The organism is Pontibacillus yanchengensis Y32, assembly GCF_000770635.1.
In the GTDB taxonomy this organism is placed as follows: domain Bacteria; phylum Bacillota; class Bacilli; order Bacillales; family BH030062; genus Pontibacillus; species Pontibacillus yanchengensis.
Genome location: NZ_AVBF01000004.1, coordinates 38,793 through 62,687, shown reverse-complemented (window position 1 = coordinate 62,687; position 23,895 = coordinate 38,793). Strand labels below are relative to the sequence as shown.

Here is a 23,895-nt window from a genome sequence, read left to right as displayed (position 1 = left end):
AAGTACATAAAAGAAGAAAATGCTAAGATTATATCTTAGCATTTTCTTATGGGGAGTTTGCTGGCTCCCAACTGGAAGGATGGATCGCGTAGCATATTATTTATTTTCCGAGGAACTTTCTTCTTTCTTATTGTACACCGTAACTCCCCATAATGCAGCGAGTCCAACGAAGAAGACACCTAGACCAGCAAAAAAGATCCCAATATAAACTAACCCCATTTCATCCACCTCCGCAATAAATAATAACCCTCTTTCAGTATAGTCTACTATGGAAAAATAACCTATATATCATTTTGTTTTGCTAATTAAATTCTTCTGTAAGAGTGAAGAATTTCGCCAATTTGTAGATTATAACAATGTTTTTTTCTCATTTTACATGATCGCACTTACAAATTATATCTCCCTATCCATTCAAGCATAAATCCACTCATTTATCACAAGCTAACAAGAGTATTTCAGAAATGAGGAAAATGTACATGAATTGGTTATCGGTAATTCCATTTATTATTGTCGTTATAGCTGCCATTTCAACAAAACAAGTGATTCCTAGTTTATTTTTGGGGGTGGTTGTTGCTGGTTACCTAGTTCAGCCGGAAGTGTTGGGTGGGATGACGAAGGCGTTGGAGTTCGTGATTGGAGGACTCACCGATGAGGCTAACCTGAAAATTATTATCTTTTTATATGCGTTTGCTGCGTTAATTGGACTTATTCGAATATCTGGAGGCATCAAAGGGTTTGTGCAGGCTGCGACCGAACGGATTGAGGGGAAAAAGGGTGCGTTTACATTAACGTGGATTTCTGCTTTAGGTACCTTTAGTGCTCCTAGTTTCCGTATTGTTACGATTGCGCCTGTCATGAAAGCAATGATTAAAAAAATACCGATGAGTAAGCAGGAATTAGGCTTTGTCATTGAAACGACTGCTGCTCCGTTTATTGTCCTGATTCCTATTGCCACAGCATTCGTTGGGTACATGTCCTCTGTGATTGAGCTATCCCTTGATCAAACAAAATTAGAAGGGGATGGTTATACGCTTTTCTTGCAGAGTATTCCGTTTAATTTTTTTGCGATTGCCATGCTCTTAATTGGCTTTTATCTTAGCTTTTTTCATAGTTCCAAGAAACAAGCTGTTGAAGCGGAAAATACTCCTGAAGAAGATGCGAAAAAGGAGCAAGAAGATGATGACGATGATCAATGGGAGGACTGTCATCCATCTGTAGCGAAAGATCTTCCGTCAAAACCGTGGAATCTTATTTTGCCGTTGGCTAGTGTGATTTTACTAACGTTTGTATTGATGTACGTATTTGGCATTAAAGAAGGAAAAGAAGGATGGCAAGCACTCATTAATTCACGTGTGCTGGATGCAATGGTTATAGCCGTTGTTTTATCAATTGTTTGGTTTGTGGTGTACCTGAAAATTACGTCTCATCCATTGCGTAAGCAAATGAATGAACTCGTAACAGGTGGAAACGAAATGATGAGCGTTATTTTACTGCTGGCGATGGTTTGGGGATTAAGTAAAGGATCAGAGGCACTGAATTTCGCAGATACGATTTCGGAATCCCTAAAGTGGATTCCGGCTTCCTTTGTAGCAGTGCTAGTATTTATCATTGGTTGCAGTCTCTCCTATTTCATCGGATCCTCATGGGGGACATGGGGGATATTAATGCCAGTAGGCGTATCGATCGCAAGTGTTTCCGGTAGTTCGTTACCAATTGTAATAGGTGCGGTGTTTGCCAGTGGAACATTTGGCGCATTTTCATCCCCACTAAGCGACAATAACAACACAACAGCAGGTATTCTGAACCTTAATGCTGTGCGCTATGCCAAGTTCAAACTGAAGCCCGCGCTTATTTCAGCAGGAGTGGCAGCCGTTCTGTATTTAGTTCTTCCGTTTTTTCTTTCGTGAGGAACTAGGGGTGATTTGACGGAAGTAAAGAAGACGTCTTTCTTACCTAGAAAAAACAACACCCATCACGTTATTTGTTCGGTTTTGAGAAGAAAAATAATAAATCGCTAAAAGTCAGATAACAAAATAACACACAAAAACGCAGAGGTTGAGTATCTTCTGCGTTTTTATCAGTTAGTATAATATGATGTGAACTAGTTGTGTTTTCCAAATTTGCAAAACCTAGTAAAGCATATCACATACTTTGGAACTGTATTATCTATTATAACCAGCATACCTAACCTGTTAAAAAGCAAACCAATACATAACTATCAACGCTAAATAAATGGCGATGATTAAAGAAGAAACCACTAAACCAATTGTCTTCCATGTTCCTTTTTTGCTAATGAGTGCTGTTATGAAAGCACCAATAACACCCACAACTAGTAATCCATTAACAAGTCCAGCTGTGCCAATTTGAGTCATTACCATTAATGGATAGAATATAGCGGTCACTAATAATAATGTAACAGAGAGCTTGCCATATTTTTGTTCCAAAAGGTGGCACCTCCAATGATATTTTCTTATTCAACTAAATCACATGTTGAATAAACAGACCAATCACTTCACCACTATTTTACCATTAAATTCCACTATACCTTGAAAAAAGATAAAGTTTTAGGTCCTAATAAATCGTACTGCTTTTGGTGCTCTATCAATCTTTATTTTAAACAGAAAAATTATTGCAAATAAGTTTATGCTCTGAACCGAATTACACATCACGAGCTGGTCTTTTTACCATGAGAATAGGTTGGCGAATTACTACTGAATAAGCGCTCCACCATCTTATACAAGAGATACATACCTAGAAACACGCCAATACATAGCAATTCCAGGTTGATATAATACCAGACACCACTTCCTAGTAAATCAAGTGGTGAGTTAACCGTTGGGGTGTCAGAGAGGTACAAATAGTTGGCTCCAATTGTCATGTTCAAGAAAAACGCAAATACGGCATATACGTTCAAGTAGGCATACGTCTCGACCATAGAGCGGAAGGTGATGCTAACTTGGGATGTGAGAATAAGAAATACTCCTGTTAACGATATCGTCATGTGATGGACGAAAAACTTCCAAAATCGAAAATGCGGGAATCCATAAATTAATTCTGGTGTTAGGATTGCTATAAAAGCTGGTATAATACCAATAAAATACAGGATTTGCATTAGCTTTTTGCTGTTGGATAGGATGGCAATCATCCCAATAATACCTGCTATACCGCATAAATGGAGCGGAGCGTGTTCTCGCATATTCCACGTGTTTGTGGATAACGCCCAGGTGGTGTAACCAACTTCACATACGAGCAAAAGTGTAAATAGTGTCCATTTTGTAAATGTGTAAAGCCTTTTTTGTTGCCGCAAAGGTTTATAGGCTATGAAAAAGAAGAGAAGTACGATGAAGTAAAGGCTAATCATTGAAAAATGGCTTGCAGAAAATATATGAAAAGGATTCGTTACCTCAGGTGCGAACCAGTGCTTCATACGACCAGTCCTTTTAAGTAATATTCCATTCATTGTAGCACAACGCACTATCCTAGAGAACGATTTTGGAGGAGGGCAGCATGACAAAAAGAAACTGCTTTCAATGTAAACATTTTTACACAACGTGGAATCCCGAATTTCCAAGAGGGTGTAAAGCATACGGATTTAAAACCAAGGAAATCCCATCAGCCTATGTGTTGAAGGTCTCAGGATCTCCTTGCTTTCATTTTGAATCAAAAAAGAAACCAACTTCTCAAAAACCTACTAGCCTTTCTACATTTGATGTGAAAAGATAGGTGTTTATGCAAGGGTATGGCTGAGTTTTCGCCAAGTCTTAGAAGAGAGAAGTGTCCAAAATTGAATCAGTTGGCCATAAAAACATAACGAAATAAACGTTCCGATAAACACAGGTCCTCCAAGTAATAAAGCAGAGCTTGTGGCTACAAAAGATATCGAAGTTTGTGCGAAACGGATACTTTTATGAAATCGCTGACTGATGGCCAAGAACAAGTCATCTCGTGGTGCATTTGGGAACCCTACTGTCATATAGATGGCAACACCAAGGCTCGTTAAGGCAAGGCCGAGTACGAACACAGCAACTTTTTCGATAAACAAGTGACCTCCCATTGTGAAGGATTGGAACACAATCTCTAACCAAAAATCAAACAGGAGTGCTTCTAATACTAAAGGAAGTACAGGGGATAAGGACGGCTTACGTTTAAATAGCCACGCATTTACAAAGATTAAGATAAATTGGATAAATCCATACCAGAATCCAATCGTAAGACCGAATTGATGTTCAAGTCCCGCAAAGAAAGCTGTCCATGTTCCGGTGCCTAAGTTGGCTTTGACCATGAGCGCTGCACCAATAAAACAAATATTCATTCCGAGTAAATAAGCAATCGATTTAACATAAAACATTGTTTCACCAACCATAATAAAAAGATTTTTGAGGATGAGCATAATTGAACTTAGAATCATTAAATTACTTCATCGAAGTGTGTAAACAAAATAGTCTGACCAAGGCAGCTGAAGCTCTATTTATCTCCCAGACAGCTTTGAGTAAGCAAATGAAGTTACTGGAGGAGCAACTTGGTTTTGCTTTATTTCATCGTACACATAAAGGGATTGAATTAACCGAAAAGGGTCAAAAGCTGTATGAGGATCTGGAGCCTCATTTCACGGCCATTGCTCACAAGGTGGAACAAAATAATCTAGATCAACAGATACGATTTGGATCCATCCCCTCTATTAGTACGTATTTGTTGCCCAAATACTTAGATCGATTAAAGAAGTTATCTGTAGAAGTGACCATCGTAAAGGATTACAGCAAAGACTTGTTGCCACTGCTTCAGAAGCAGAAAATCGATGCAGCTATCTTGCCTGATCCACCTGAAGTAGACGGTCTCTATTCCCGTTTCCTATTTCATGATGAGATTTATGTGGCCGTATCTACTTCTCATCCATTAGCGGAAAAGGAAAGCATTACGATGGAGGAATGTTTTCAATACCCTCAGCTACTCACACCATCCTCAACACTTCTGTATCAACAAGTTTTCCAGCTGATGAAACAAGCTGACCAATCCCCACCAATTAAAGAGATGAACTATTATGAAATGCTTGGCTACGCATATTTAGGGGATGGGGTAGCCTACATACCGGGATTATTAGCTGAAAATACGTCACATATCGGAGTTGTATTTTTAAAACTCCAGCAAGCTCCTTTAACGAGGAAGATGTATTTGTATGCGACGACAAAAGATATTGTAGAGACACTGTATCAAGCTTTTCTTCCCTCTCGATAAGGTGTATGAATCTATCGTACAGCTATTGAACATAATAGAAGAAATACGGTTTTTTTATAGGGGTATAACGGCTGGTTATATCCCTTTTTTACGTGATAAAACCCAATTGTTATATAATTGAAATTTCAGAATTCATATATTCTTTAGCGCGATTATGTGCTATAGTGATGAGTATTTGATACGTAAGGAGGTTATGGGACATGGCAAGAGAAAAATGGGCATCAAAGCTAGGCTTCATGCTTGCGGCTATGGGGTCTGCGGTCGGTCTCGGTAATATATGGCGCTTTTCCTATGTAGCTGGTGAAAATGGTGGAGGTGCCTTTTTACTTCTATATCTGGGCTTTGTTTTTCTAATCGGAATTCCGGTTTTGCTTTCGGAGTTTAGTATAGGTAGACAAGGTCAAGGAGATGTGGTTGGGGCTTATCAGAATTTAGCACCAAAAAAACCATGGTATTTAGCGGGATTTATGGGTATTGGAAGTGCCTTTTTAATATTGTCCTTTTATAGTGTTGTTGCGGGTTGGTCTTTATATTATTTATGGAATTATATCAACGGCACATTCTGGGTACTCCCAAATGGAGGATATGGAGCTACGTTCCAATCGTTAATTTCCAATAACTACACGCCACTGTTTTGGCATGCATTATTTATGGTGCTTACGATTTCAGTCGTTCTTACCGGTGTTAGGCAGGGGATCGAAAAAGCGAACAAAATCTTTATGCCAGCGTTAGCGGTTATGATGATTGCTCTAGCGATCTATAGCGTGTCTTTAGATGGAGCAATGGAAGGGCTGAAGTTCCTTTTTCAACCGAATTGGAGTAGTTTAACAGAACCTTCTGTATATTTAGGGGCGTTAGGACAGGCTTTCTTTTCCCTTAGTATCGGGATGGGTGGCATGATGACCTATGGAAGTTATTTATCCAAAAAAGAATCTCTACCGTCTGCTACGGTTGGCATTGGCATTATGGATACGGTATTTGCCATCATTTCAGGTATCGTTATTTTTCCAGCTGTATATGCATTCGGTATTTCGCCAAGCTCCGGGCCGAGCCTTGTGTTTATCACGTTACCAGGTATATTTGCAGAAATGCCGTTTGGCAATGTCGTCGGCTTTACGTTCTTCTTACTCTTATCGATTGCATCGTTATCATCTGCAATCTCCATTCTAGAAGTACCTGTAGCCTACTTCACTCGTAAATTTAATTGGTCCCGTACGTTCAGCAGTGGTTTGGTTGGAAGTATCATGTTCGTATTAGGAATCTTTGTATCCCTTGGAATGGGCATCTGGTCAGGTGTAACGATCATTGGGGAGAACAATATCATGGATTCGATGGACTACATTGCATCGAATATCTTCTTACCACTTGGAGGCTTAGTCATCGCCCTGTTTGTAGGCTGGCAATGGAAGAAGGACGAAGCTTTCCAAGCAAGTGATATGGCAACGTCCAAACTTCGATTTGTATGGTATGGCTTGATTAAGTTCGTTGCACCATTATTAATCATCATTATTTTCCTACAGTCGGTTGGATTGCTTAGTTGGCTGCTGTCTTTGTTGTAGGCGATTAGGAGCGACTCTTACAATATCAGTAGCGACTTTTGAAAAATAGGATCAACTTTTAATATATAAGAGCGGAAATCGAAAATCAGGAGCGACTTTTGAGAAATAGGAGCGACTGCAAATCGGTAGTCCAAAGCACTGGAGCACCTCTATATGGTGTGCCAGTGCTTTTCTTATTGCTGTAATAATATAATAGGAAGAAAAGCAAGCACAGCAGGCGTTTGTGGTAGTAATCTGATATACTAGAAAAAAGTACATAGGGGATTGTTCATTGTGGTCAAAAAGCGCTTAATCCTTATATTTCTGTTATCTACCTTTTTAATACTGATAGGTTCGATAGGATATATGTTCTTAGAGAATCTGGATTTTTTTGATAGCTTATGGCTTACGGTTGTCTCGGTTCTTACGGTTGGATATGGTGATGCTGTCCCTTCAACGCTTGGAGGGAAGCTATTTACACTCGCGTTGATTCCGATAGCAATTGGCATTGTCACCTATAGTCTAGGTATTACTGCCGCAACGATTATTGAAGGCACTTTTTCAAAAGAAGCAAGGATGAGAAAAATGGAGAAGAAGCTATCCAGATTAGAAAATCACTTTATATTATGTGGGTTTGGTAGAGTGGGAGAGCAGGTTTATGAACAACTGCTTAAACATGATCATACAGTCGTAGTCATCGATCGAAACGAAGAGGTGGAAAGTCATCTGGATGATCAGGTGCTACTTCTGACTGGAGATGCAACAGATGATGAAACGCTTTTGAAGGCTGGCGTGGAAAAAGCCGCTGGACTCGTGACGACATTACCCAATGATGCTGATAATGTGTTTGTAACCTTAACGGTAAAAGGGTTAAATGATAGACTCCAAGTCGTTGCACGTGCGGAGAAACAAGCAAGTGAAGAGAAACTAAAACGGGCTGGAGCGGACCGCGTAATCAATCCATCTCATTTAGGTGGAAGACGTATGGCCTTGTCTATTTTGAAGCCAGTTAGTATAGAATATATAGATACTATTTTACATGCAGGCTATGAGGATTATAATGTAGAGGAGATTGTGGTATCCAGTAGCTCCGTCTGGCATAGAAAAAGTATTAAAGAACTTAATATTCGAGCGATTTATGGGATCACGATTGTTGGTATAAAACGAGGCGAGCAATTTATACGAAACCCTGATCCTGATGAATATATCCATACAGGTGATGTACTCATTGTATTCGGTGAACAATCAAGACTAGAGCTATTTGAAAAGCAAGCGTAAGGAGGATAACATCATGTCTGTTTCATACGATCAAATTTTACAAAAAATGATGAAGGAGCTTCAGGAGGCCAATCTGGTGAAGCAACATCCAGAGAAGGTAAAAGAGCATGTCCGAGCGGTAAAGTTATTGGGTGATTTAATTGTAGATGATGAGGGAGCATCCATCTCATCCATGCAAACGATGCAGCAACCATCTACAGCCGCTCAGCAAATGATGACATCAACACAGTCTCAACAACCCACGGCCTCTCCATCACCTCAACCAGCTCCGAAGAGCGAGCCTTCCATTAATCATGAGGAAGCAAACGGAGAGTCATTATTTGATTTTTAAGAAGCAATAGATAGAAAAAGGGGAGTTCGAGCATGAAATTGTTTTTAATTATAGCCGTTGTAAATGGGTTTATTTCCGTTGCGCTTGGTGCATTTGGTGCCCATGGGTTAGAAGGAAAAGTATCTGAGAAAATGCTGAAAACATGGGAAAAAGCAGTCGATTACCAAATGTTCCATACAATGGCGTTGTTTATCGTTGGATTACTAATGAGTAAAATAACAGGTAACCTTGGCGCTGCAGGTTGGGCGTTTTTAGTCGGAATTATCCTGTTCTCGGGTAGCTTATATATTTATAGTGTAACAAGCATCAAGACCTTTGCGATGATCACACCACTAGGTGGCGTATCGTTCCTAATCGGTTGGGTGTTGCTTGGATATGCTGTAGTAAAGTATCTTTAAAAGTATAAGATGGTAGCGAATATGACGATGAATAAAGCACGGATGACTTGCTCGATAAACGGAAGCATTTCCTGTCTGGAGTAGTGGGCTAAGCCTTCAAAAACAAGACTGAATGCTAGGGCATAAAATACAAACAGCAAAAAGAACGCAAAACTCGTTTTAATAAAAAACATAATACCAAATAAAAATGCTACACCTAGCATAACGAACTGAAGCTGTACAAATTTTTGAGAAGGATGCTGCAACGACATGCACTCCTTTCGATTCAGTTGAAATAGAAGAGTAGGAGTATCCATAGAGGATACTCCTTTTTTCTTTATAGGAAATTATAAAATCAATGCTTGTGTATAACTAAAAAAGTGATGCGGCCACGTCCAGCTCCAGCGCCCAGCGACTAGTATGCTTCCCTCGCCTCCGTACGATAAGTTAACATCGAATCACTACGTTCTTCGTGTTGCCTTTATCTCAAAAGACTTAGAGGAAGTTCGATTAATTTCGCTACATCACGTAGCAACATCGAACCAACCCACGTCGTGTGGGCAGCAGCATATACGTCGCTACCCGGGCGCTTGCGCTTTTGTTCTATGATTCATACTTTTCTTCGTCGAGTGGAAGAAAAGCTATTACTCTACATCAGCAAAACATATGGGATAAAGGATTATTCATGAACATGTGCTGAACATTTAATAGTAATGATGAAAAGAGAATAAAATGCGAGATTTTCTGATGAAAGGGATCAGAAAATCTGCAAACAATTAAAAGAGACGGTTGCTATTATCGCTGGCTACTACCTGTGTTCCCACCATATGGGTAAGCGTAATTAATCTCTTCTGGGAAGGTAATGTAGTCAAGATAAACCATCAGTAACAGGTAACGAATTCCGGTTTCGGGGTCGCTTAGGATGATATGGTCTCTTCCTGCCGCTTCAATAATGCCTTTAAAAACTTTAGCATTCCAATTCTCATTATTTTCAAAGGTCATATAAACGGTTGCTTGCTTCCCTTTATTCAAACGCAGGATATTCTCAATATAGGATTCTTCTTCTGGTAGCATTCCAGGAAAATTGGTGTAGCCAGGACTTTGTGTTTGTGGGAATGGAGGAACTTGAAATTGTCCCTGCTGTTGAGGTTTCGGTTGTTGCATTTGTTGTGGCATCTGCTGTTGGGTCGCCATTTGACTTTGATAAGGGTACATCATAGGCTGCCCCCCTTGACCTTGTTGACGATATTGCCCATAGCTATAAGGGTTATTCCCTTGACCGTATGAGCCTCCTTGATGTGTAGGTGTCATTCTTCAATGCACTCCTTTCAGATGTTAAAACGCTTTAGGGCATTCAGAACGTAATGGGTTTAGAAACAGTGAGATTTGTATCGGCCAATAATGGATTGCCCAAAGGACAATCGCCTTCTGGTCTGAAGAACCATAGTGAATTGCTAGCTGGGTCGCCTCATATCCTCCAGGGCTTTGATAGATCGACGACTGATGTCTTTGAAATCGAGGCAGTTTACCCGCACGCGTAACGCCGGTGTTTACCTACCATCAGCATCCCAAGTTTCCCATCACCTTCAGCTCGCATAGGGCTAACCAGCAACTTCAAATCACTTTGAATATAAGGAACGACGGCCATAGGTTCACCCCTTTTTAACCTGACATCAGCATATGCCCTAAAGGAGGATTCGTTCCTTACGACTACTCACAATCCTCTTAGAACCATGTGTATGTACCAAAATGCTGATTATGAACAAAATATAAGCTGTTGGGAGGAAAGGAGAGGGTAATGATGGGGAAGGAGCGGATAACGAAGGGGAAGTAGCGGATAACGAGAGGAAAGAAGCGGATAAAGAGAAGGAAGAAGCGGATAACGAAGGGGAAGGAGCGGATAATGAGAGGGAAGAAGCGGATAATGAGAGGGAAGGAGCGGATAACGAGAGGGAAGGAGCGGATAACAAGAGGGAAGGAGCGGATAACAAGAGGGAAGGAGCGGATAACAAGAGAGGAGAAGCGGATAACGAGAGGGAAGAAGCGGATAAAGAGGAGGAAGAAGCGGATAACGAAAGGGAAGAAGCGGATAATGAGAGGGAAGTAGCGGATAACGAGAGGAAAGAAGCGGATAATGAGAGGGAAGCCATGCATATCGAGAGGAAAGCCACGCATATCGAGAGGAAAGCCACGCATATCGAGAGAAAAGCCACGCATTCAAAAGGAAAGCCACGCATATCCCGAGAGGATACCCCAATCTTTTTTTATCATCGAGCAATCTTCTACCTATCCTGCAAAGATCAAGATCAAGGGGAGGTTCAACTAAAACTGTAGCTATGCCCGCAAATTCTATAGAGTAGATTAAAGTGATTCTGCGCAAAATAGATGTAAATCTAATATTGGAGGTAGCGGAAGTATGACACTACAAAACGAACATGAAATCCGTGAAATTATGGAAGCATACGGCAAGATGCAAAATGCTGTACAACAAGCTCAAAATAGTGGAGATCCTCAGCAGATTCAGGAAACCCAACAAAAACTACAAGAATTGCAGGAAAAAGTACAAAAGGCTCAAGGCAAAGCAACAAAGTCAAATGACCAATCCAATATGAAGTTGTTTGATGCACAACAACGGTTAGAACAGTATGAGCAGCAAATGACTCGTGCGCAATCGAATATTTCTGCCCAACAAAATAATATGAAATAACAAAGCTTTTTCATACATCAGCATCAATAAAAAACGTCTAGGGAAAAGTATCCCTAGACGTTTCATGTGTTCCTTGTTTCCTCAGCCTACACGTGTAAAAACTGTGGAAGCTGTTCTGGCTTCAATAAGTTACCTACATAGAAAGAACCGAAATCGCCATAACGAGCACTCACTTCGTCAAAGCGCATTTCATAAACGAGTTTCTTGAATTGAAGTGGGTCGTGTGCGAATAGCGTTACGCCCCATTCCCAATCGTCAAAACCAACGGAGCCGGTGATGATTTGGCGTACTTTACCAGCGTACTTACGGCCGATCATGCCGTGGGAATACATTAGCTTGCTGCGTTCTTCCATCGGTAGCATGTACCAGTTGTCTTCCCCGTCACGACGCTTGTCCATTGGATAGAAGCAGATATAATCCCACTTAGGTAGGATTGGCTTAAGGCGGGCTTGAATCTCAGGATCATTGTCCACGTCCTTACCTTTCGCCATATACGTAGATAGTTCTACAATGGAAACGTAAGAATAGCTTTTCGTCGTAAATTCAGCTAACTTCGTTTTGTTAAATTCGTTCTCAATTTCATTTAATTCTTCTAATGTTGGTCGAAGAATCATCATAATAAAGTCAGCTTTTTGGCCAACCACAGTGTATAAGGAATGGCTACCTTCTTTCTTATCCTCTGTATCCTTCCACTTATCTAGAAGTTGATTGAATTCATGTATAGCTGTTTCTCGTTCATCACTAGAAGCTTGCTTCCAGGATGTCCAGTCCATTGTGCGTAAATCATGAAGGCAATACCAGCCTTCCATTGTAGTAGCTGCTTCTGGCATTATGATTCGCTCCTTTACATGTAAAAATCGAATGTTTCTTTTATGCAACTGTGTCAACTATAACATAAGTTTTAACCAATTAGGAAACGCTTAGAAAAGGGTGGAAGCGGGAACAACGGTATAGGAAAGCGTTATTAGTGATTGTTTAACAATCGTGTGAAAATAAAGACATTTTTGTATAGGCATGTCTTGACTTTCATTTAAACACAAAACGATTTATCATATATAACAGATACACTGATGGAGGGATAAAATATGAGCAATCTGTTTGATTCTTTACGCGATAAATTAAGCGGTTCTAACAAGCGTGTCGTACTTCCGGAAGGTTTAGACGAACGAATTTTAGAAGCAGCTTCTAAGTTAGCAGAGGAAGGTTATATCACACCTGTATTAATTGGAAATGAAGATGAAGTGAAACAGAAGGCTTCTGATTTAAATGTAGATGTTAGCGGTGCAGATATTCTTGACCCTCACAATTACGAAGAATTTGATACGATGGTACAAAGCTTTGTGGAACGTCGTAACGGCAAAGCAACAGAGGAAAAAGCACGCGAAATTCTATTGGACGGAAACTACTTTGGAACGATGCTTGTCTATATGGGTAAAGCAGACGGTCTTGTAAGTGGTGCAGCGCATTCCACTGCTGACACCGTACGTCCAGCTCTACAAATCATTAAAACGAAGCCAGGCATCAAGAAGACATCTGGTATCTTCATCATGGTTCGAGACGATGAAAAGTATGCATTTGCTGACTGCGCCATCAACATTTCTCCAGACAGCCAGGATCTTGCAGAAATCGCATTAGCAAGTGCGGAAACAGCGGAACTATTCGACATCGATCCAAGAGTTGCGATGCTAAGCTTCTCCACAAAAGGATCTGCTCAATCACCTGAAACAGAAAAGGTAACCGATGCGATTCAAATTGCCAAAGAACAAAATCCAAACCTTACCCTTGATGGTGAGTTCCAATTTGACGCAGCATTCGTTCCATCTGTAGCAGAGAAAAAGGCACCGAACTCCGAATTAAACGGAGATGCGAACGTATTCGTATTCCCAAGCCTAGAAGCAGGAAACATCGGCTACAAAATCGCACAACGCATGGGTGGATTTGACGCTGTAGGCCCTGTACTTCAAGGACTAAATGCACCTGTAAACGACCTATCCCGCGGTTGTAGTGCAGATGAAGTGTACAAGCTTTCCATTATCACAGCAGCTCAGTCTTTAAAATAAATGATAGGAAGAGAGTCCAGACCACTAATGTGGCTGGGCTTTTTTTGATGGATTAGTGGTGACATTTTTGATGACGGACGAGAAATTGGGGTTAGATCGAGTGTTAGGATATTGGAGAGAGAATCAGAATTTAGGAGCGACATTTCAAAATCAAAAGCGCCCCTCCATTTCAAAGCCCCCTCCATACAAAAAAAGCACTGGCACCTATTCCAGGTGATCCAGTGCTTTTCCGTTGCGTTGCACCATATGTTCGAATCGTTGTTCAAACCATGCCATTTCTTGATTGGATAAAGGGTCTGTTACAATATGACCGCTTAACTCGTGTAGCTTATACAGCATGCGGTTGCGAATGTCTTGCACGGATAGTTCTTTTTGAAAAAGTTCTTCCAAGGAAGCCATCGTCTCCGGTTCGATAGTTGGGTAAGCGAAGCGTGTTTCTTCCCCTTTTTTGCTAATATCATAAAAGTGGCGTAGCAATGCGGCTCGTTCCTGACCACTTCCTGTTACGCACAAATAGATTTGTACCGCGCTGCCATTTTTCACTCTTCGCTGAGAAATGCCGGCGAATTTTTTCCCTTCTATACTTAAATCGTACGTACCGGGACAATAGGAGCCAGTGATTTCGAATGCTTCAATCGGAAAGCCTTCTTCTTGAAATAACAGCTTAATAAACTGCACCATTGCTTCGTAACCGTCATGGATATTGACCTCTTTTGCGTCTGGAAAAATAAATGACAGGTTCAGCACGCCATCATCTAACACGACGGCAAGTCCACCTGAATTACGAACAATAGCCTGGAATCCCTGTTCCTTCAAATAGTCTATCCCCTCACCAATATAAGGAAGTCGCGCGTCCGGAATTCCGAGCACAATCGTGTTGTGATGGACCCAAAGGCGTGCAGTCGTAGGCGAGTCACCTTTTCCTACCGACATGGCAAGAGTATCATCCGTTGCAAAGGATTGAAGGGCAGAAAAGGTCGACCCCATTTCGCTTTGATCGATAAAACGGTATGTAGATGGGCGTAATAAATGATGTATATCTTGCATATTCCGTTCTCCTTTATCTCGTTGCATTACATTCTATTATACCAAAAATGATGGACAAAAGTCTGGTGGAGATAACATTCACACTTGTCTGGATATTCAAATGGCATAGAAGGAATGATGCGCCATGTTGATCATCGCTTCTCCTTGATACAATAGATAAGGAACACCTTGCAAACGAACCTATTTCTTTGTACAATACCATTTAGTCTTATCAAACGGAATAGGTAAGGAGGGAAGCATAGTGGCTAACGAATTTCGAGTATGTGATGATTGCCAGGCAACTAATATCAAAACGTTGCTTCCTCGCCTAGAACAGATTGACCCCGATGCAGAGGTGCAAGTAGGGTGCCAATCCTATTGTGGACCAGGGAGAAAGAAATCGTTTACGTTTGTAAATAATCGACCTGTTTCTGCATTAAGTGAAGATGAATTAATCGACAAAATCGAATCCAAATTAAAAAAAGATGCGAAAAAAAGTAGATAGTGTGAAAGCCTGTGCTCCCAAGTTTTGGATACGATGTTAGCGAATGATACAGACGCCTTGCCATAAGTCAAGGTGTTTTTTCACTTTCAAAGGGTTTAAAATTCCTTATAGGATGAAAGTATAAATTTCTGGCGCTTATATGTCTAGCTCCAGCGCCCAGCGACTAGCAAACTTCCTGCTCCTCCTTACGATAAGTCAACATCGGTTCGCTTTCGCTCTCCGTGTTTCCTTTATCTCATACGGAGCCGTCCAGTTTGTACGTCGCTAAGCGGGCGCTTGCGCTTTTCTTATTTAAAATAGGGAAAAGGTTAAAAAATTCTACATGTTTCAGATTTGGAATGTTTCGTATATAATAAGTAAAAGTATATCTCGAATGAGGAAGGGCATTTATCTATGGCGTATAAAGACGAAAAATTACATGAAGAAAAGGTTTTTAAAGACCCTGTCCATCGCTATGTCCATGTTCGTGACCGTGTCATCTGGGATTTAGTTGGTACACCCGAGTTTCAACGCTTACGTAGGGTGAGGCAGCTTGGGACCTCGTATTTGACGTTCCACGGAGCGGAGCATAGTCGCTTTAATCATTCCCTTGGTGTATATGAGATTGTGAGACGGATTATCGAAAACTTTGAAAATCGTCCTTATTGGAACCACGAGGAGCGGTTGTTATGCCTAACTGCTGCACTCCTTCATGATTTAGGACATGGTCCGTTTTCCCATTCTTTTGAGAAGGTGTTCAAGCTTGATCATGAGGATTATACAAGGGCGATTATACTAGGGGACACAAAAGTAAATGCCATTTTACGAAAAGTAGAAGAGTCCTTTCCTCAAAAAGTTGCCGACGTCATTAATAAAACGTATGAAAATAAGCTGGTTGTTAGCTTGATTTCAAGTCAAATTGATGCGGACCGCATGGATTATTTACAACGAGACGCTTATTTTACCGGCGTTAGTTATGGACACTTTGATATGGAGCGAATCCTTCGTGTGATGCGCCCTATGGAAGACCAGGTCGTTGTGAAAGAAAGCGGGATGCATGCTGTGGAAGATTACATCATGAGCCGTTATCAAATGTATTGGCAAGTGTACTTTCACCCTGTAACACGTAGTGCTGAAGTGATTTTGACGAAGATTCTACATAGAGCGAAAGAGCTGTATGAAAATGATTATACGTTTTTCCTTGAGCCTTATCACTTCACTTCCTTTTTCAAAGGGGAAGCTGATCTTGAAGCGTATTTGAAGCTCGATGAAGCAGTTACGCTATATTATTTCCAAATCTGGAGAGAAGAAGAAGATCCCATCTTGAGCGATTTGTGTGACCGTTTTGTCAATCGTCACCTATTTAAGTATGTGGAATTTAACCCGAATCTTCACATGAGTGAATGGATGGAACTTCATCAGCTATTTCAAAAAGCTGGGATTGACCCTGAATACTACTTGGTTGTAGACTCCTCCTCGGACTTACCATATGATTTTTATCGACCTGGAGAAGATGGAGAGCGTTTGCCTATTCATCTATTGCAACCAAACAATGAGCTGAAGGAACTCTCCAGAAAATCAGAGATTGTAGAGGCTATCTCAGGGAAAAAACGAACGGATCATAAATTATATTTTCCAAAAGACCTAATCGAAGGGTTATCCAATCGAAGTAAGACGAAGAAGCGAATTATGGAAATCTTGTACGGATAGGAGAGGAACCGTTTTGTTGAATGATCACGCCAAATTGGTTAAGTTTTTTTCGCAGTGTGATGAAGTCGTAGGAAGAAAAAGACTGCAGAAAATGATTTATATTTTAAAGAAGGCTGGCTTCCCATTTGAAGAACGCTATCAATTCCACTTTTATGGACCATACTCAGAGGAGTTAACATTACGTGTGGAAGAGCTATGTAACCTTGGATTCCTACAAGAAACGTGGGAAAAGAAAAGCAATTACTCCCAGTATCGCTACGCCCTGACTGAGGGTGGCGAAGAGTTTCTAGAGCATTATCCAAACATGACATTCCCTCGTATGACAGGCCTCATCGAAGGAATGAACGGCAAAAGCTCTCGTTTTCTAGAACTTGTATCCACGATGATGTACTTCGATGATCTCACAAGAGAAGAAGTCGAAGAAAAAGTACAAGCCGTTAAGAGTAAGCAAAATTATACAGAAGAAGAACTCCAAGAAGCATGGAGCTTCATTGACCGCATGCTCCAACAATAAACCTATTTTCTAAAGCATCTCTTGTTTTCTATTGCACCAGAAAGCAAGGGATGCTTTTTTTGTGTTTTTAAGTGTTAGAAGACTTGAGATAGTAAAGATGAAGAGAGCAAAAAGCAAACTGGAGCGAGCAAAAGTGGGAATGAAGCGAGCATAACGCAATTGGAGCGAGCAAAAGTGGGAATGAAGCGAGCATAAAGCAAATCGGAGCGAGCAAAAGTTGAGAGGAAGAGAGCATAAAGCAAATCGAAGCGAGCAAAAGTGGGAATGAAGCGAGCATAAAGCAAATTGGAGCGAGCAAAAGTTGGGATGAAGGGAGCATAAAGCAAATCGAAGCGAGCATAAAGCAACTCAGAGCGAGCAAAAGTAGTGGTGAAGCAAGCATAATGTATTCTAAACCAAGAATAAGTAGTATGTGAAGAGCAAAAGCCATCTCAGAGTGAGAAAAGCCCCCTCGCCACAACCTTTTGCCCCTACACCCGATACCAATTCGTTTCCCTTCATAGATAACGAAAAGTCGCATAAAATAAGAAGCGTGAATCTGTAGCTTCGGCAGACGTGATGTTGGCCCTGGTAGTGTGTTAGAATAATAAAATAAACGGTGTAATGAAGGAGGAGTATGAAAAGATGTCATCATCTGATCAATCCAATTCCAATAAAAAGAACAACCAGTTTACTATCATTAATGATGATTCCACCGATGGTCATGGCGGTTATGGAGCAGGTACGTTAAGCTTAGAAAACATTTCGCCTGTATTTGTCTGCCCATCAGCTGGAACAGCAGAAGTAGATATGGGGGCGCTACACGCCAGAAGCCAAGTGGAAAAGCGTGTGAAATTTAAGCCGGACAAAAGTATTGTACCCAACCCAACGTTGTATTGGCTTGTATGGGTAACAGTAGAACATAATGAAAACGGTCCTTACTATGCAGGTGTAGCTGGCTGTGAAATGCTCGTCGATAAAGAAAATCGCCGTGGCTATAAATCCATGCCAGAACATGTGAACAATATGGATAAATCGATGAAAGGAAAAGTTGTGGTGGAGCAGATGGACGATGAATCAAAGCGTCTATTAGGGGAATTTCTGCATCAGCACAGCGAAGATATGTGGAACAACTCACCTGATGAGTTGAAACAAGCGTTAGATGTGTAAAAAAGATGATGCCTTCGCCCGTAATTAGCGGGTGGAGGCATTTTTATGAGTTCTAAAAGTATAAAGTTATAAGTAGGTTTTTACTTGAATCTTAGGCTTTTGAATGCAAGAAAGTAATTAAAACAAATAGTTTCTATAATAGTTCCTAAAAAATGGGCCCATTTTTTATGTATTAGGATGAATCTAATTGTGACAGCCCTTGCAGGGGTTACCATTTATTGCTTGTTCAACTAAGTTCTCCTTGTTTATTGTTCATACTTTTCTTTTAATCTATAAACCTCGTTCATCAAATCTTGTCCCACTTTTGATTCAACCTCTTCGTAAACAGGCTGTATCGCTTCTTTCCACGCTTGTTCTTCTTGGTTTGTTAAGTAGTGTATGTCTAAATTAGAGTTTAACGCTAGTTTTCGTTTATATGAATCATTTATTTCAATCGAATGGCGTCTCACCCAATCGGTAGTTTCGGTAAGCGTTTCTTTTATCACTTGTTGTACTTCAGATGAAAGGTTGTTCCAGAATTCCCTATTTATTAATACAGCATAGCCTAAATATCCATGGTTGCTAAGGGTGAGTGAGCTTTGTTCTTTATATAATTTTTTTGTGTATATGTTAGATATTGTATTTTCTTGCCCGTCAATAAAATCTACTTCTAAATTTTTATAAGTTTTGTTAAAAGGAAAAGTGCTTGTGCTGGCTTCTAGGGTGTTATACATCTCTTCAATAGCAGGGCTTGGCATAATACGAAAATGTTTTCGATTAAAATCACTAGGAGAAAGAATAGCTTTTTCGTTGGTAGTAATTTGTTTAAAACCATTGTACCAAAGGTCTAATCCTTTTATCTCCGTATTATGTAGGTCGTCTAAAAGGGTAGTTCCTATTTCCCCTTGAAAAGCTTCCCAAACTGCTTCGTGCGAAGGAAACGCAAATGGGAGATCCAATACTTGCCATTCAGGGAAGTGAGTAGTCAATTTTGAGGTGGCAGGTGCAATCATTTGAACTCTTCCATCTTTTAGCGCTTGATATTCATTTTGATCATTATATAACGAACCATTTGAAAATATTTTAACGCTAACTTTTCCATTTGTACGCTCTTCTACTAAATCCGCAAATTTTCTAGCAGCTTTGCCTTTTGGGGTGTTTTCAGCTACAACATGACTAAAGTTAATCACAACATTTTCTTTTATTCCTTCTTGTTCATCATCTTGGGCGATTGTCTCAGAGGTATTCCCTAAATCAAATCCAATAAATAAGGCTGTAGCTATCCCAGTAAATATGAATAGAGTAATAGGCAAAATGGTTTTCATGGTCACACCCCTCTATCGAGAACGTTTTCAATAGTGTATCATACATATTTAAAGGTGGTACAATCGGTGTAATATTTTTGGGAGGACGATGATTATGTCCCTGAACCGTATGCCGATACGGTGGAAAATTACGATTCTCTCATTTGGAATTGTTCTTTTTTCTATTGTGATTGGTGGGATTATCTTAATAGGTAATACGATTGACAACAAAGAAGAAGAGCTAGGGGAGCGTGCTATGATTACAGGTAGAACCGTTGCTAATTTACCTGGTGTAAAAAATAACCTGACAAAATCCAAAGGTTGGAAACAAATAAATCCTATCGTTGAAAGGATACGAACAATAAACGGTTCTGATTATATCGTTGTACTAAATATGAATCGAATCCGTTTTTCCCACCCTGTAGAAGACAAGTTAGGGACCATATCTTCAGGAAAAGACGAAGGACCCGCGTTTGCGGAGCATAGCTACACCTCAAAAGGAGAAGGAGAGCTTGGAACAGCGATTAGAGCATTTGTTCCTATAATGAATGAGGAGCAAGAGCAAATCGGTGTGGTGATTGTAGGTAATGTTATCCCAACGTTACAAGAGGTAATCATGGGGATGAAAAATGAAATTTTACTTATATTATTTTTAACTTCAGTATTTGGAGTGTTTGGTTCATGGATGCTAGCAAATCATTTAAAAGGCCAAACCTATCATCTTGAACCACATGAAATCGGACAACTTCTTAAAGAAAGAAACGCCACATTTCACGCCATGAATGATGGAGTTATATCAATAGATCGAGAAGGAAGGATTGCTCTCCTTAATGAGAAAGCACAGAACCTATTAGATATATCTGCTTCTCAAACAGGAAGACCTATTCAGGATGTCATCGAGGATTCTAGACTTCCAGCCGTTTTACAAAATGGTCAGCCTATTTACAATGAGGAAATTAGAGTGAAAGGGAAGGTAGTGCTGAGTACTCGTGTCCCCATTTTTGTGAACGAAGAAGTGATTGGAGCATTGGCGATTTTTCAAGATCGAACTGACGTTACTCAATTAGCAGAAGAGCTAACAGGCGTTAAAGCATTTGTAGAGGCATTAAGAATTCAAAACCATGAACATTTAAATAAATTGCATACGATTTCAGGGTTAATTCAGTTGGATCAAAAAGAGAAAGCGTTAGAGTTTGTATTTGATATAACAGAACGCCAAGAAGAGTTAACAAGATTTCTGGTGGAGCGGATGAATGACTATAGTATAGCTGGATTATTACTTAGTAAGGTTATGCGAGGGCAAGAGTTAGGAATTGAAGTAACGATAGACGAGTATAGCATTTTAGAAGATTATCCTCCTTTATTGGATAAGCACGATATAGTCTTACTATTAGGAAACTTAATAGAAAATGCTTTTGATGCATTTGATACTACAAATCATAAAGATCGGTTTATTCATATCTCTATTATTCAATCCGACTTGACATGTACCTTCCAAGTGGAAGATAACGGGGAAGGAATAGAAGATGAAAAAGTTGCGAATATCTTTGAAAAACGTTACACAACAAAGGGCAAAAAAGGGTCTGGAGTAGGCTTGTACCTCGTCAATAATGTAGTTCATAAAGGAAAAGGATCCATAGATGTAATCTCTAGCCCAGGAAAAGGATCTAGCTTTGTTCTGACATTTCCAATGTATGAAGAGGAAGGTGTTAGTGGTGGGGAATAGTACTAAAAAGGTTTTGCTAGTGGAAGATGATCCAATGGTACAAGAAGTAAATCGGCAATTTATTGAACGTGTAGATGGTTTTGAAGTTATTGATGTCGCTTCTGATGGTACAAAGGGTTTAGAACTAGCTAAAAGGCAAAATCCCGATTTAATTATTCTTGATATTTATATGCCAGAAAAGGATGGAATGGAAACACTCAAGCAAATACGAGCTGATAAGATTGAAGTTGATGTAATTGTGATTACTGCAGCGAAAGACAAAGGGAGCATTCGTTGGATGTTGCAGAATGGGGCATTTGATTATATAGTGAAGCCATTTAAATATGAACGAATGGAACAAGCTTTGCTGGATTATAAAAATTTTCAAGCTCACTTAACAGGAGAAGGAGATATGAAACAGCAAGAAATAGATGATATCCTTTCTCCTTCCTCAACAAAATTACCAACACGAGAAGATAATGATATAGAGCAATCAATACCGAAAGGATTAAATAAGCAAACGCTAAAACAAATTCTTTCCTTTTTAACTGAACAAGTTCAACCTGTTTCTGCAGAAGAAACAGCAGATCATATCGGCATAGCAAGAGTGACCGCTAGAAGGTATTTGGATTATTTACAAAAAAATGGTCAAGTGGAAATTGATATTCAATATGGTGGCGTTGGTCGACCGATAAATCGCTATAAAATGGTGTGAAACCTTCCTATGTATAAATCATAGGAAGGTTTTTTGCTTTCCATGTTTTGAATTTCCGATTTTATTAAAATACAAAAAAGGAATGAGTTAGTGAAATTATTGTTTTTAGCTTCTAAAAGGGTAACGTGAGAATTCGCTTATTCTTAAGACCAAAAAGACCAAAATGTTCAATATGTTCATAATATTTATCTTCAAACATGTAAGCGATAACATATAGAAAAGTTAGAAAATTAAAACGGAGGGGTTTCATTATGAAAAAACAATTAATTCTAGTAATGATGCTAGCTTTATCTATGATTTTGGCTGCTTGTGGTGGTAGTGATAGCCAAGCAAATGGAAACGATGAGGGAAGCTCAAGTGATAGTGGAGCACAGTCACTAGTATTCGGTACTGGAGGTACATCTGGTACTTACTATCCAATTGGAGGTTCACTTAAGCCAATCTTTGAAGAAAGTGAATCTGTAGGAAATGTAACTGTAGAATCAACAGGTGCTTCTGTCGCAAACATTCAGAATATAAAAGATGGACTAAATCAAATGGCCATTGTAATGAGTGATGTAGCGCACAGTGCATTAAATGGTAATGGACAATTCGAAGGAAATGAAACAAAAGTAGAAGCTATGGCGGGGATGTATCAAAACGTCGTGCAAGTCGTTGCTCTTGAAGGTAGTGGAATTGAGTCTATTAAGGATTTGAAAGGTAAGAAAGTGGGAGTTGGAAAAGTTGGATCTGGTGTGGAGCAAAGTGCTCAAAAGGTGTTAGAAGCAGTAGATTTAACATATGACGATCTTGGAAAAGTTACACATACTGGGTATGCGGATAGTGTTCAAGAAATGAAAAATGGAAATCTAGATGCTGCCTTTTTCACTTCTGGAGTACCTAATAGTAATATCACTGATTTAATGCAACAACAGGATGTTAAATTTGTGGAAATTAAAGGAGATATAGCAAAAAGCTTAAAGGAAAAATATCCATTCTATAAAGACTATACAATTCCTGCTGGGGAAGAAGCTAAATACAATCTTGATTCTAAAGTACAAACTGTAGGAATTCAGAATATGCTTATTGTATCTCCAGACTTAAGCGAGGATTTAGTATATGACTTAACAAAGCGATATTACGAATACCTTGGTTCTGACGAAATTTCTGTTGGAGCTTTAAAGCAAATCAACCGTGATGAAAGTGGTAACGGGCTGATTGCCCCTCTTCATCCAGGTGCTAAGAAATTCTATAAAGAAAAAGGTCTGCTAGAAGAGTAAGGAGGGGAAAAGGGCATCATCCGTTTGGTGCCCTTTTTATACCATGAAAAATAAACTTCTACTACCAATAACAGTTTTACTAATAGGGATATTATGGTTCATTTCTGTTTCTGTTATTACCCTCCACGATTACAACGGGGTTCTAAGAACTTTTGTTTATCATGATGAAACAGATTTTTCGGTTAGGTGGAAACATTCAGTCGAAAAGGAAGAGTGGGAAGAAATGTTCCAGGTGAAAGGAACTACCATCTATATTGATTCTACTCGATTTAAGACATTCGGCGCTGGAGTACCGAGTAATGCTGGAAATAATACATTTATTAAAAATGGTTGGGTGTATATGACTGGGATTAGTAGGAAGATAGGGGATGAACTATTTATAAGAACAGGTAAAACTACACAGCATCGTTTTATCTATGGGAACGAAACCATACATTTAGATAAACAAGAAGCTTATAACATAAGAACAGAAGAGAGGTCTCTAGCTAATTTTATTTGGCTGAAGGTTTCAACAAGAATGAGGTGAT

At 39.7% G+C, this 23,895-nt stretch carries 26 protein-coding genes; 16 read left to right on the top strand and 10 right to left on the bottom strand.

Annotated features, from left to right (window positions below):
• Positions 1-96 precede the first annotated feature (96 nt).
• Positions 97-219 (bottom strand): hypothetical protein, encoded by a 123-nt coding sequence (locus N782_RS22055; protein WP_272913636.1) that lies wholly within the window; start codon positions 217-219, stop codon positions 97-99.
• Positions 220-470: 251 nt separating this feature from the next.
• Between N782_RS22055 and N782_RS02685 the strand changes: the two genes are divergently transcribed.
• The gene (locus N782_RS02685; RefSeq protein ID WP_036815911.1) at positions 471-1,907 is read left to right on the top strand and encodes a Na+/H+ antiporter NhaC family protein; all 1,437 of its coding nucleotides are present in this window, start codon (positions 471-473) and stop codon (positions 1,905-1,907) included.
• 285 nt (positions 1,908-2,192) lie between these two features.
• Here the strand turns inward: N782_RS02685 and N782_RS02680 are convergent, their stop codons facing one another.
• The 3 genes from N782_RS02680 to N782_RS02665 form a co-directional block, all read right to left on the bottom strand.
• On the bottom strand, positions 2,193-2,444 hold the full coding sequence (locus N782_RS02680; protein WP_036815812.1) for a hypothetical protein: 252 nt from the start codon (positions 2,442-2,444) through the stop codon (positions 2,193-2,195).
• A gap of 221 nt (positions 2,445-2,665) precedes the next feature.
• The gene (locus tag N782_RS02675; RefSeq protein WP_052111126.1) at positions 2,666-3,427 is read right to left on the bottom strand and encodes a YwaF family protein; all 762 of its coding nucleotides are present in this window, start codon (positions 3,425-3,427) and stop codon (positions 2,666-2,668) included.
• 300 nt (positions 3,428-3,727) lie between these two features.
• A complete protein-coding gene (locus N782_RS02665; protein WP_036815903.1) occupies positions 3,728-4,348 on the bottom strand; it encodes a YczE/YyaS/YitT family protein in 621 nt (206 codons plus the stop codon).
• Between the two features lie 44 nt (positions 4,349-4,392).
• Here N782_RS02665 and N782_RS02660 point away from each other — a divergent pair, with 44 nt between their 5' ends.
• From N782_RS02660 to N782_RS02640, 5 genes are all read left to right on the top strand, one after another.
• Positions 4,393-5,232 (top strand): LysR family transcriptional regulator, encoded by an 840-nt coding sequence (locus tag N782_RS02660; protein WP_036815809.1) that lies wholly within the window; start codon positions 4,393-4,395, stop codon positions 5,230-5,232.
• Positions 5,233-5,432: 200 nt separating this feature from the next.
• Complete coding sequence (locus tag N782_RS02655; RefSeq protein WP_036815808.1) at positions 5,433-6,791, top strand: sodium-dependent transporter; 1,359 nt, start codon at positions 5,433-5,435, stop codon at positions 6,789-6,791.
• Positions 6,792-7,064: 273 nt separating this feature from the next.
• Positions 7,065-8,048, top strand: a complete 984-nt coding sequence (locus N782_RS02650) for a potassium channel family protein (RefSeq protein WP_036815807.1) — start codon at positions 7,065-7,067, stop codon at positions 8,046-8,048.
• A 13-nt stretch (positions 8,049-8,061) separates the two neighbouring features.
• Complete coding sequence (locus N782_RS02645) at positions 8,062-8,379, top strand: YwdI family protein (protein ID WP_036815801.1); 318 nt, start codon at positions 8,062-8,064, stop codon at positions 8,377-8,379.
• A gap of 32 nt (positions 8,380-8,411) precedes the next feature.
• Entirely contained in the window at positions 8,412-8,777 is a 366-nt protein-coding gene (locus N782_RS02640; protein ID WP_036815797.1) for a DUF423 domain-containing protein, read from the top strand.
• Here the strand turns inward: N782_RS02640 and N782_RS02635 are convergent.
• The 3 genes from N782_RS02635 to N782_RS20925 form a co-directional block, all read right to left on the bottom strand.
• The gene (locus N782_RS02635) at positions 8,774-9,073 is read right to left on the bottom strand and encodes a hypothetical protein (protein WP_036815792.1); all 300 of its coding nucleotides are present in this window, start codon (positions 9,071-9,073) and stop codon (positions 8,774-8,776) included. The two genes, N782_RS02640 and N782_RS02635, sit on opposite strands and share 4 nt — an antisense overlap.
• Positions 9,074-9,551: 478 nt before the next feature.
• On the bottom strand, positions 9,552-10,067 hold the full coding sequence (gerQ, locus tag N782_RS02630) for a spore coat protein GerQ (RefSeq protein WP_036815786.1): 516 nt from the start codon (positions 10,065-10,067) through the stop codon (positions 9,552-9,554).
• A gap of 414 nt (positions 10,068-10,481) precedes the next feature.
• Positions 10,482-10,973: a hypothetical protein gene (locus N782_RS20925; RefSeq protein ID WP_161783065.1), complete on the bottom strand. Its 492-nt coding sequence runs from the start codon at positions 10,971-10,973 to the stop codon at positions 10,482-10,484.
• 199 nt (positions 10,974-11,172) lie between these two features.
• Here N782_RS20925 and N782_RS02610 point away from each other — a divergent pair, with 199 nt between their 5' ends.
• Positions 11,173-11,463, top strand: a complete 291-nt coding sequence (locus N782_RS02610) for an EMC3/TMCO1 family protein (RefSeq protein ID WP_036815780.1) — start codon at positions 11,173-11,175, stop codon at positions 11,461-11,463.
• Between the two features lie 86 nt (positions 11,464-11,549).
• Here the strand turns inward: N782_RS02610 and hemQ are convergent, their stop codons facing one another.
• Entirely contained in the window at positions 11,550-12,293 is a 744-nt protein-coding gene (gene hemQ / locus N782_RS02605) for a hydrogen peroxide-dependent heme synthase (RefSeq protein ID WP_036815779.1), read from the bottom strand.
• A 255-nt stretch (positions 12,294-12,548) separates the two neighbouring features.
• Between hemQ and pta the strand changes: the two genes are divergently transcribed.
• Positions 12,549-13,523 carry a phosphate acetyltransferase gene (gene pta, locus N782_RS02600; protein WP_036815777.1) on the top strand — a complete coding sequence of 325 codons (975 nt, stop codon included), beginning with the start codon at positions 12,549-12,551 and terminating at the stop codon, positions 13,521-13,523.
• A gap of 204 nt (positions 13,524-13,727) precedes the next feature.
• On the opposite strand, the gene lipL is transcribed toward pta, so the two are convergent.
• The gene (lipL, locus tag N782_RS02590) at positions 13,728-14,570 is read right to left on the bottom strand and encodes an octanoyl-[GcvH]:protein N-octanoyltransferase (RefSeq protein WP_036815774.1); all 843 of its coding nucleotides are present in this window, start codon (positions 14,568-14,570) and stop codon (positions 13,728-13,730) included.
• Between the two features lie 241 nt (positions 14,571-14,811).
• Here lipL and N782_RS02585 point away from each other — a divergent pair, with 241 nt between their 5' ends.
• The 4 genes from N782_RS02585 to N782_RS02570 all read left to right on the top strand — a co-directional run bounded on the left by N782_RS02585 (position 14,812) and on the right by N782_RS02570 (position 18,406).
• Positions 14,812-15,054, top strand: a complete 243-nt coding sequence (locus N782_RS02585; protein ID WP_036815773.1) for a YuzB family protein — start codon at positions 14,812-14,814, stop codon at positions 15,052-15,054.
• A 393-nt stretch (positions 15,055-15,447) separates the two neighbouring features.
• The gene (locus N782_RS02580; RefSeq protein WP_036815771.1) at positions 15,448-16,743 is read left to right on the top strand and encodes an HD domain-containing protein; all 1,296 of its coding nucleotides are present in this window, start codon (positions 15,448-15,450) and stop codon (positions 16,741-16,743) included.
• 13 nt (positions 16,744-16,756) lie between these two features.
• Positions 16,757-17,257 (top strand): YwgA family protein, encoded by a 501-nt coding sequence (locus N782_RS02575; RefSeq protein ID WP_036815768.1) that lies wholly within the window; start codon positions 16,757-16,759, stop codon positions 17,255-17,257.
• A 624-nt stretch (positions 17,258-17,881) separates the two neighbouring features.
• Positions 17,882-18,406 (top strand): YwhD family protein, encoded by a 525-nt coding sequence (locus tag N782_RS02570; RefSeq protein ID WP_036815766.1) that lies wholly within the window; start codon positions 17,882-17,884, stop codon positions 18,404-18,406.
• A 245-nt stretch (positions 18,407-18,651) separates the two neighbouring features.
• On the opposite strand, the gene N782_RS02565 is transcribed toward N782_RS02570, so the two are convergent.
• Positions 18,652-19,710: a DctP family TRAP transporter solute-binding subunit gene (locus N782_RS02565; RefSeq protein ID WP_036815765.1), complete on the bottom strand. Its 1,059-nt coding sequence runs from the start codon at positions 19,708-19,710 to the stop codon at positions 18,652-18,654.
• A 94-nt stretch (positions 19,711-19,804) separates the two neighbouring features.
• On the opposite strand from N782_RS02565, the gene N782_RS02560 reads away from it, so the two are divergent.
• The 4 genes from N782_RS02560 to N782_RS02545 all read left to right on the top strand — a co-directional run bounded on the left by N782_RS02560 (position 19,805) and on the right by N782_RS02545 (position 23,894).
• Entirely contained in the window at positions 19,805-21,415 is a 1,611-nt protein-coding gene (locus N782_RS02560) for an ATP-binding protein (RefSeq protein WP_152600699.1), read from the top strand.
• The gene (locus tag N782_RS02555) at positions 21,405-22,109 is read left to right on the top strand and encodes a response regulator (RefSeq protein WP_272913635.1); all 705 of its coding nucleotides are present in this window, start codon (positions 21,405-21,407) and stop codon (positions 22,107-22,109) included. The genes N782_RS02560 and N782_RS02555 overlap by 11 nt, the downstream gene beginning before the upstream one ends.
• A 251-nt stretch (positions 22,110-22,360) precedes the next feature.
• Positions 22,361-23,368, top strand: a complete 1,008-nt coding sequence (locus N782_RS02550) for a TAXI family TRAP transporter solute-binding subunit (RefSeq protein ID WP_036815763.1) — start codon at positions 22,361-22,363, stop codon at positions 23,366-23,368.
• Positions 23,369-23,411: 43 nt separating this feature from the next.
• Complete coding sequence (locus N782_RS02545; RefSeq protein ID WP_052111123.1) at positions 23,412-23,894, top strand: DUF1850 domain-containing protein; 483 nt, start codon at positions 23,412-23,414, stop codon at positions 23,892-23,894.
• Position 23,895: the final 1 nt, after the last annotated feature.

What these genes read in the sequence shown, in the direction of transcription:
- gerQ (WP_036815786.1), bottom strand. Translation starts at nt 10,067, where the DNA reads ATGACACCTACACATCAAGGAGGCTCATACGGTCAAGGGAATAACCCT.
- N782_RS02685 (WP_036815911.1), top strand. Translation starts at nt 471, where the DNA reads ATGTACATGAATTGGTTATCGGTAATTCCATTTATTATTGTCGTTATA.
- N782_RS02560 (WP_152600699.1), top strand. Translation starts at nt 19,805, where the DNA reads ATGTCCCTGAACCGTATGCCGATACGGTGGAAAATTACGATTCTCTCA.
- N782_RS02655 (WP_036815808.1), top strand. Translation starts at nt 5,433, where the DNA reads ATGGCAAGAGAAAAATGGGCATCAAAGCTAGGCTTCATGCTTGCGGCT.
- N782_RS02635 (WP_036815792.1), bottom strand. Translation starts at nt 9,073, where the DNA reads ATGGATACTCCTACTCTTCTATTTCAACTGAATCGAAAGGAGTGCATG.
- N782_RS02545 (WP_052111123.1), top strand. Translation starts at nt 23,412, where the DNA reads ATGAAAAATAAACTTCTACTACCAATAACAGTTTTACTAATAGGGATA.
- N782_RS02665 (WP_036815903.1), bottom strand. Translation starts at nt 4,348, where the DNA reads ATGTTTTATGTTAAATCGATTGCTTATTTACTCGGAATGAATATTTGT.
- N782_RS02570 (WP_036815766.1), top strand. Translation starts at nt 17,882, where the DNA reads ATGTCATCATCTGATCAATCCAATTCCAATAAAAAGAACAACCAGTTT.
- N782_RS02565 (WP_036815765.1), bottom strand. Translation starts at nt 19,710, where the DNA reads ATGAAAACCATTTTGCCTATTACTCTATTCATATTTACTGGGATAGCT.
- N782_RS02580 (WP_036815771.1), top strand. Translation starts at nt 15,448, where the DNA reads ATGGCGTATAAAGACGAAAAATTACATGAAGAAAAGGTTTTTAAAGAC.
- N782_RS02610 (WP_036815780.1), top strand. Translation starts at nt 11,173, where the DNA reads ATGACACTACAAAACGAACATGAAATCCGTGAAATTATGGAAGCATAC.
- N782_RS02640 (WP_036815797.1), top strand. Translation starts at nt 8,412, where the DNA reads ATGAAATTGTTTTTAATTATAGCCGTTGTAAATGGGTTTATTTCCGTT.
- lipL (WP_036815774.1), bottom strand. Translation starts at nt 14,570, where the DNA reads ATGCAAGATATACATCATTTATTACGCCCATCTACATACCGTTTTATC.
- N782_RS02645 (WP_036815801.1), top strand. Translation starts at nt 8,062, where the DNA reads ATGTCTGTTTCATACGATCAAATTTTACAAAAAATGATGAAGGAGCTT.
- N782_RS20925 (WP_161783065.1), bottom strand. Translation starts at nt 10,973, where the DNA reads ATGCGTGGCTTTTCTCTCGATATGCGTGGCTTTCCTCTCGATATGCGT.
- hemQ (WP_036815779.1), bottom strand. Translation starts at nt 12,293, where the DNA reads ATGCCAGAAGCAGCTACTACAATGGAAGGCTGGTATTGCCTTCATGAT.
- N782_RS02550 (WP_036815763.1), top strand. Translation starts at nt 22,361, where the DNA reads ATGAAAAAACAATTAATTCTAGTAATGATGCTAGCTTTATCTATGATT.
- pta (WP_036815777.1), top strand. Translation starts at nt 12,549, where the DNA reads ATGAGCAATCTGTTTGATTCTTTACGCGATAAATTAAGCGGTTCTAAC.
- N782_RS02675 (WP_052111126.1), bottom strand. Translation starts at nt 3,427, where the DNA reads ATGAAGCACTGGTTCGCACCTGAGGTAACGAATCCTTTTCATATATTT.
- N782_RS22055 (WP_272913636.1), bottom strand. Translation starts at nt 219, where the DNA reads ATGGGGTTAGTTTATATTGGGATCTTTTTTGCTGGTCTAGGTGTCTTC.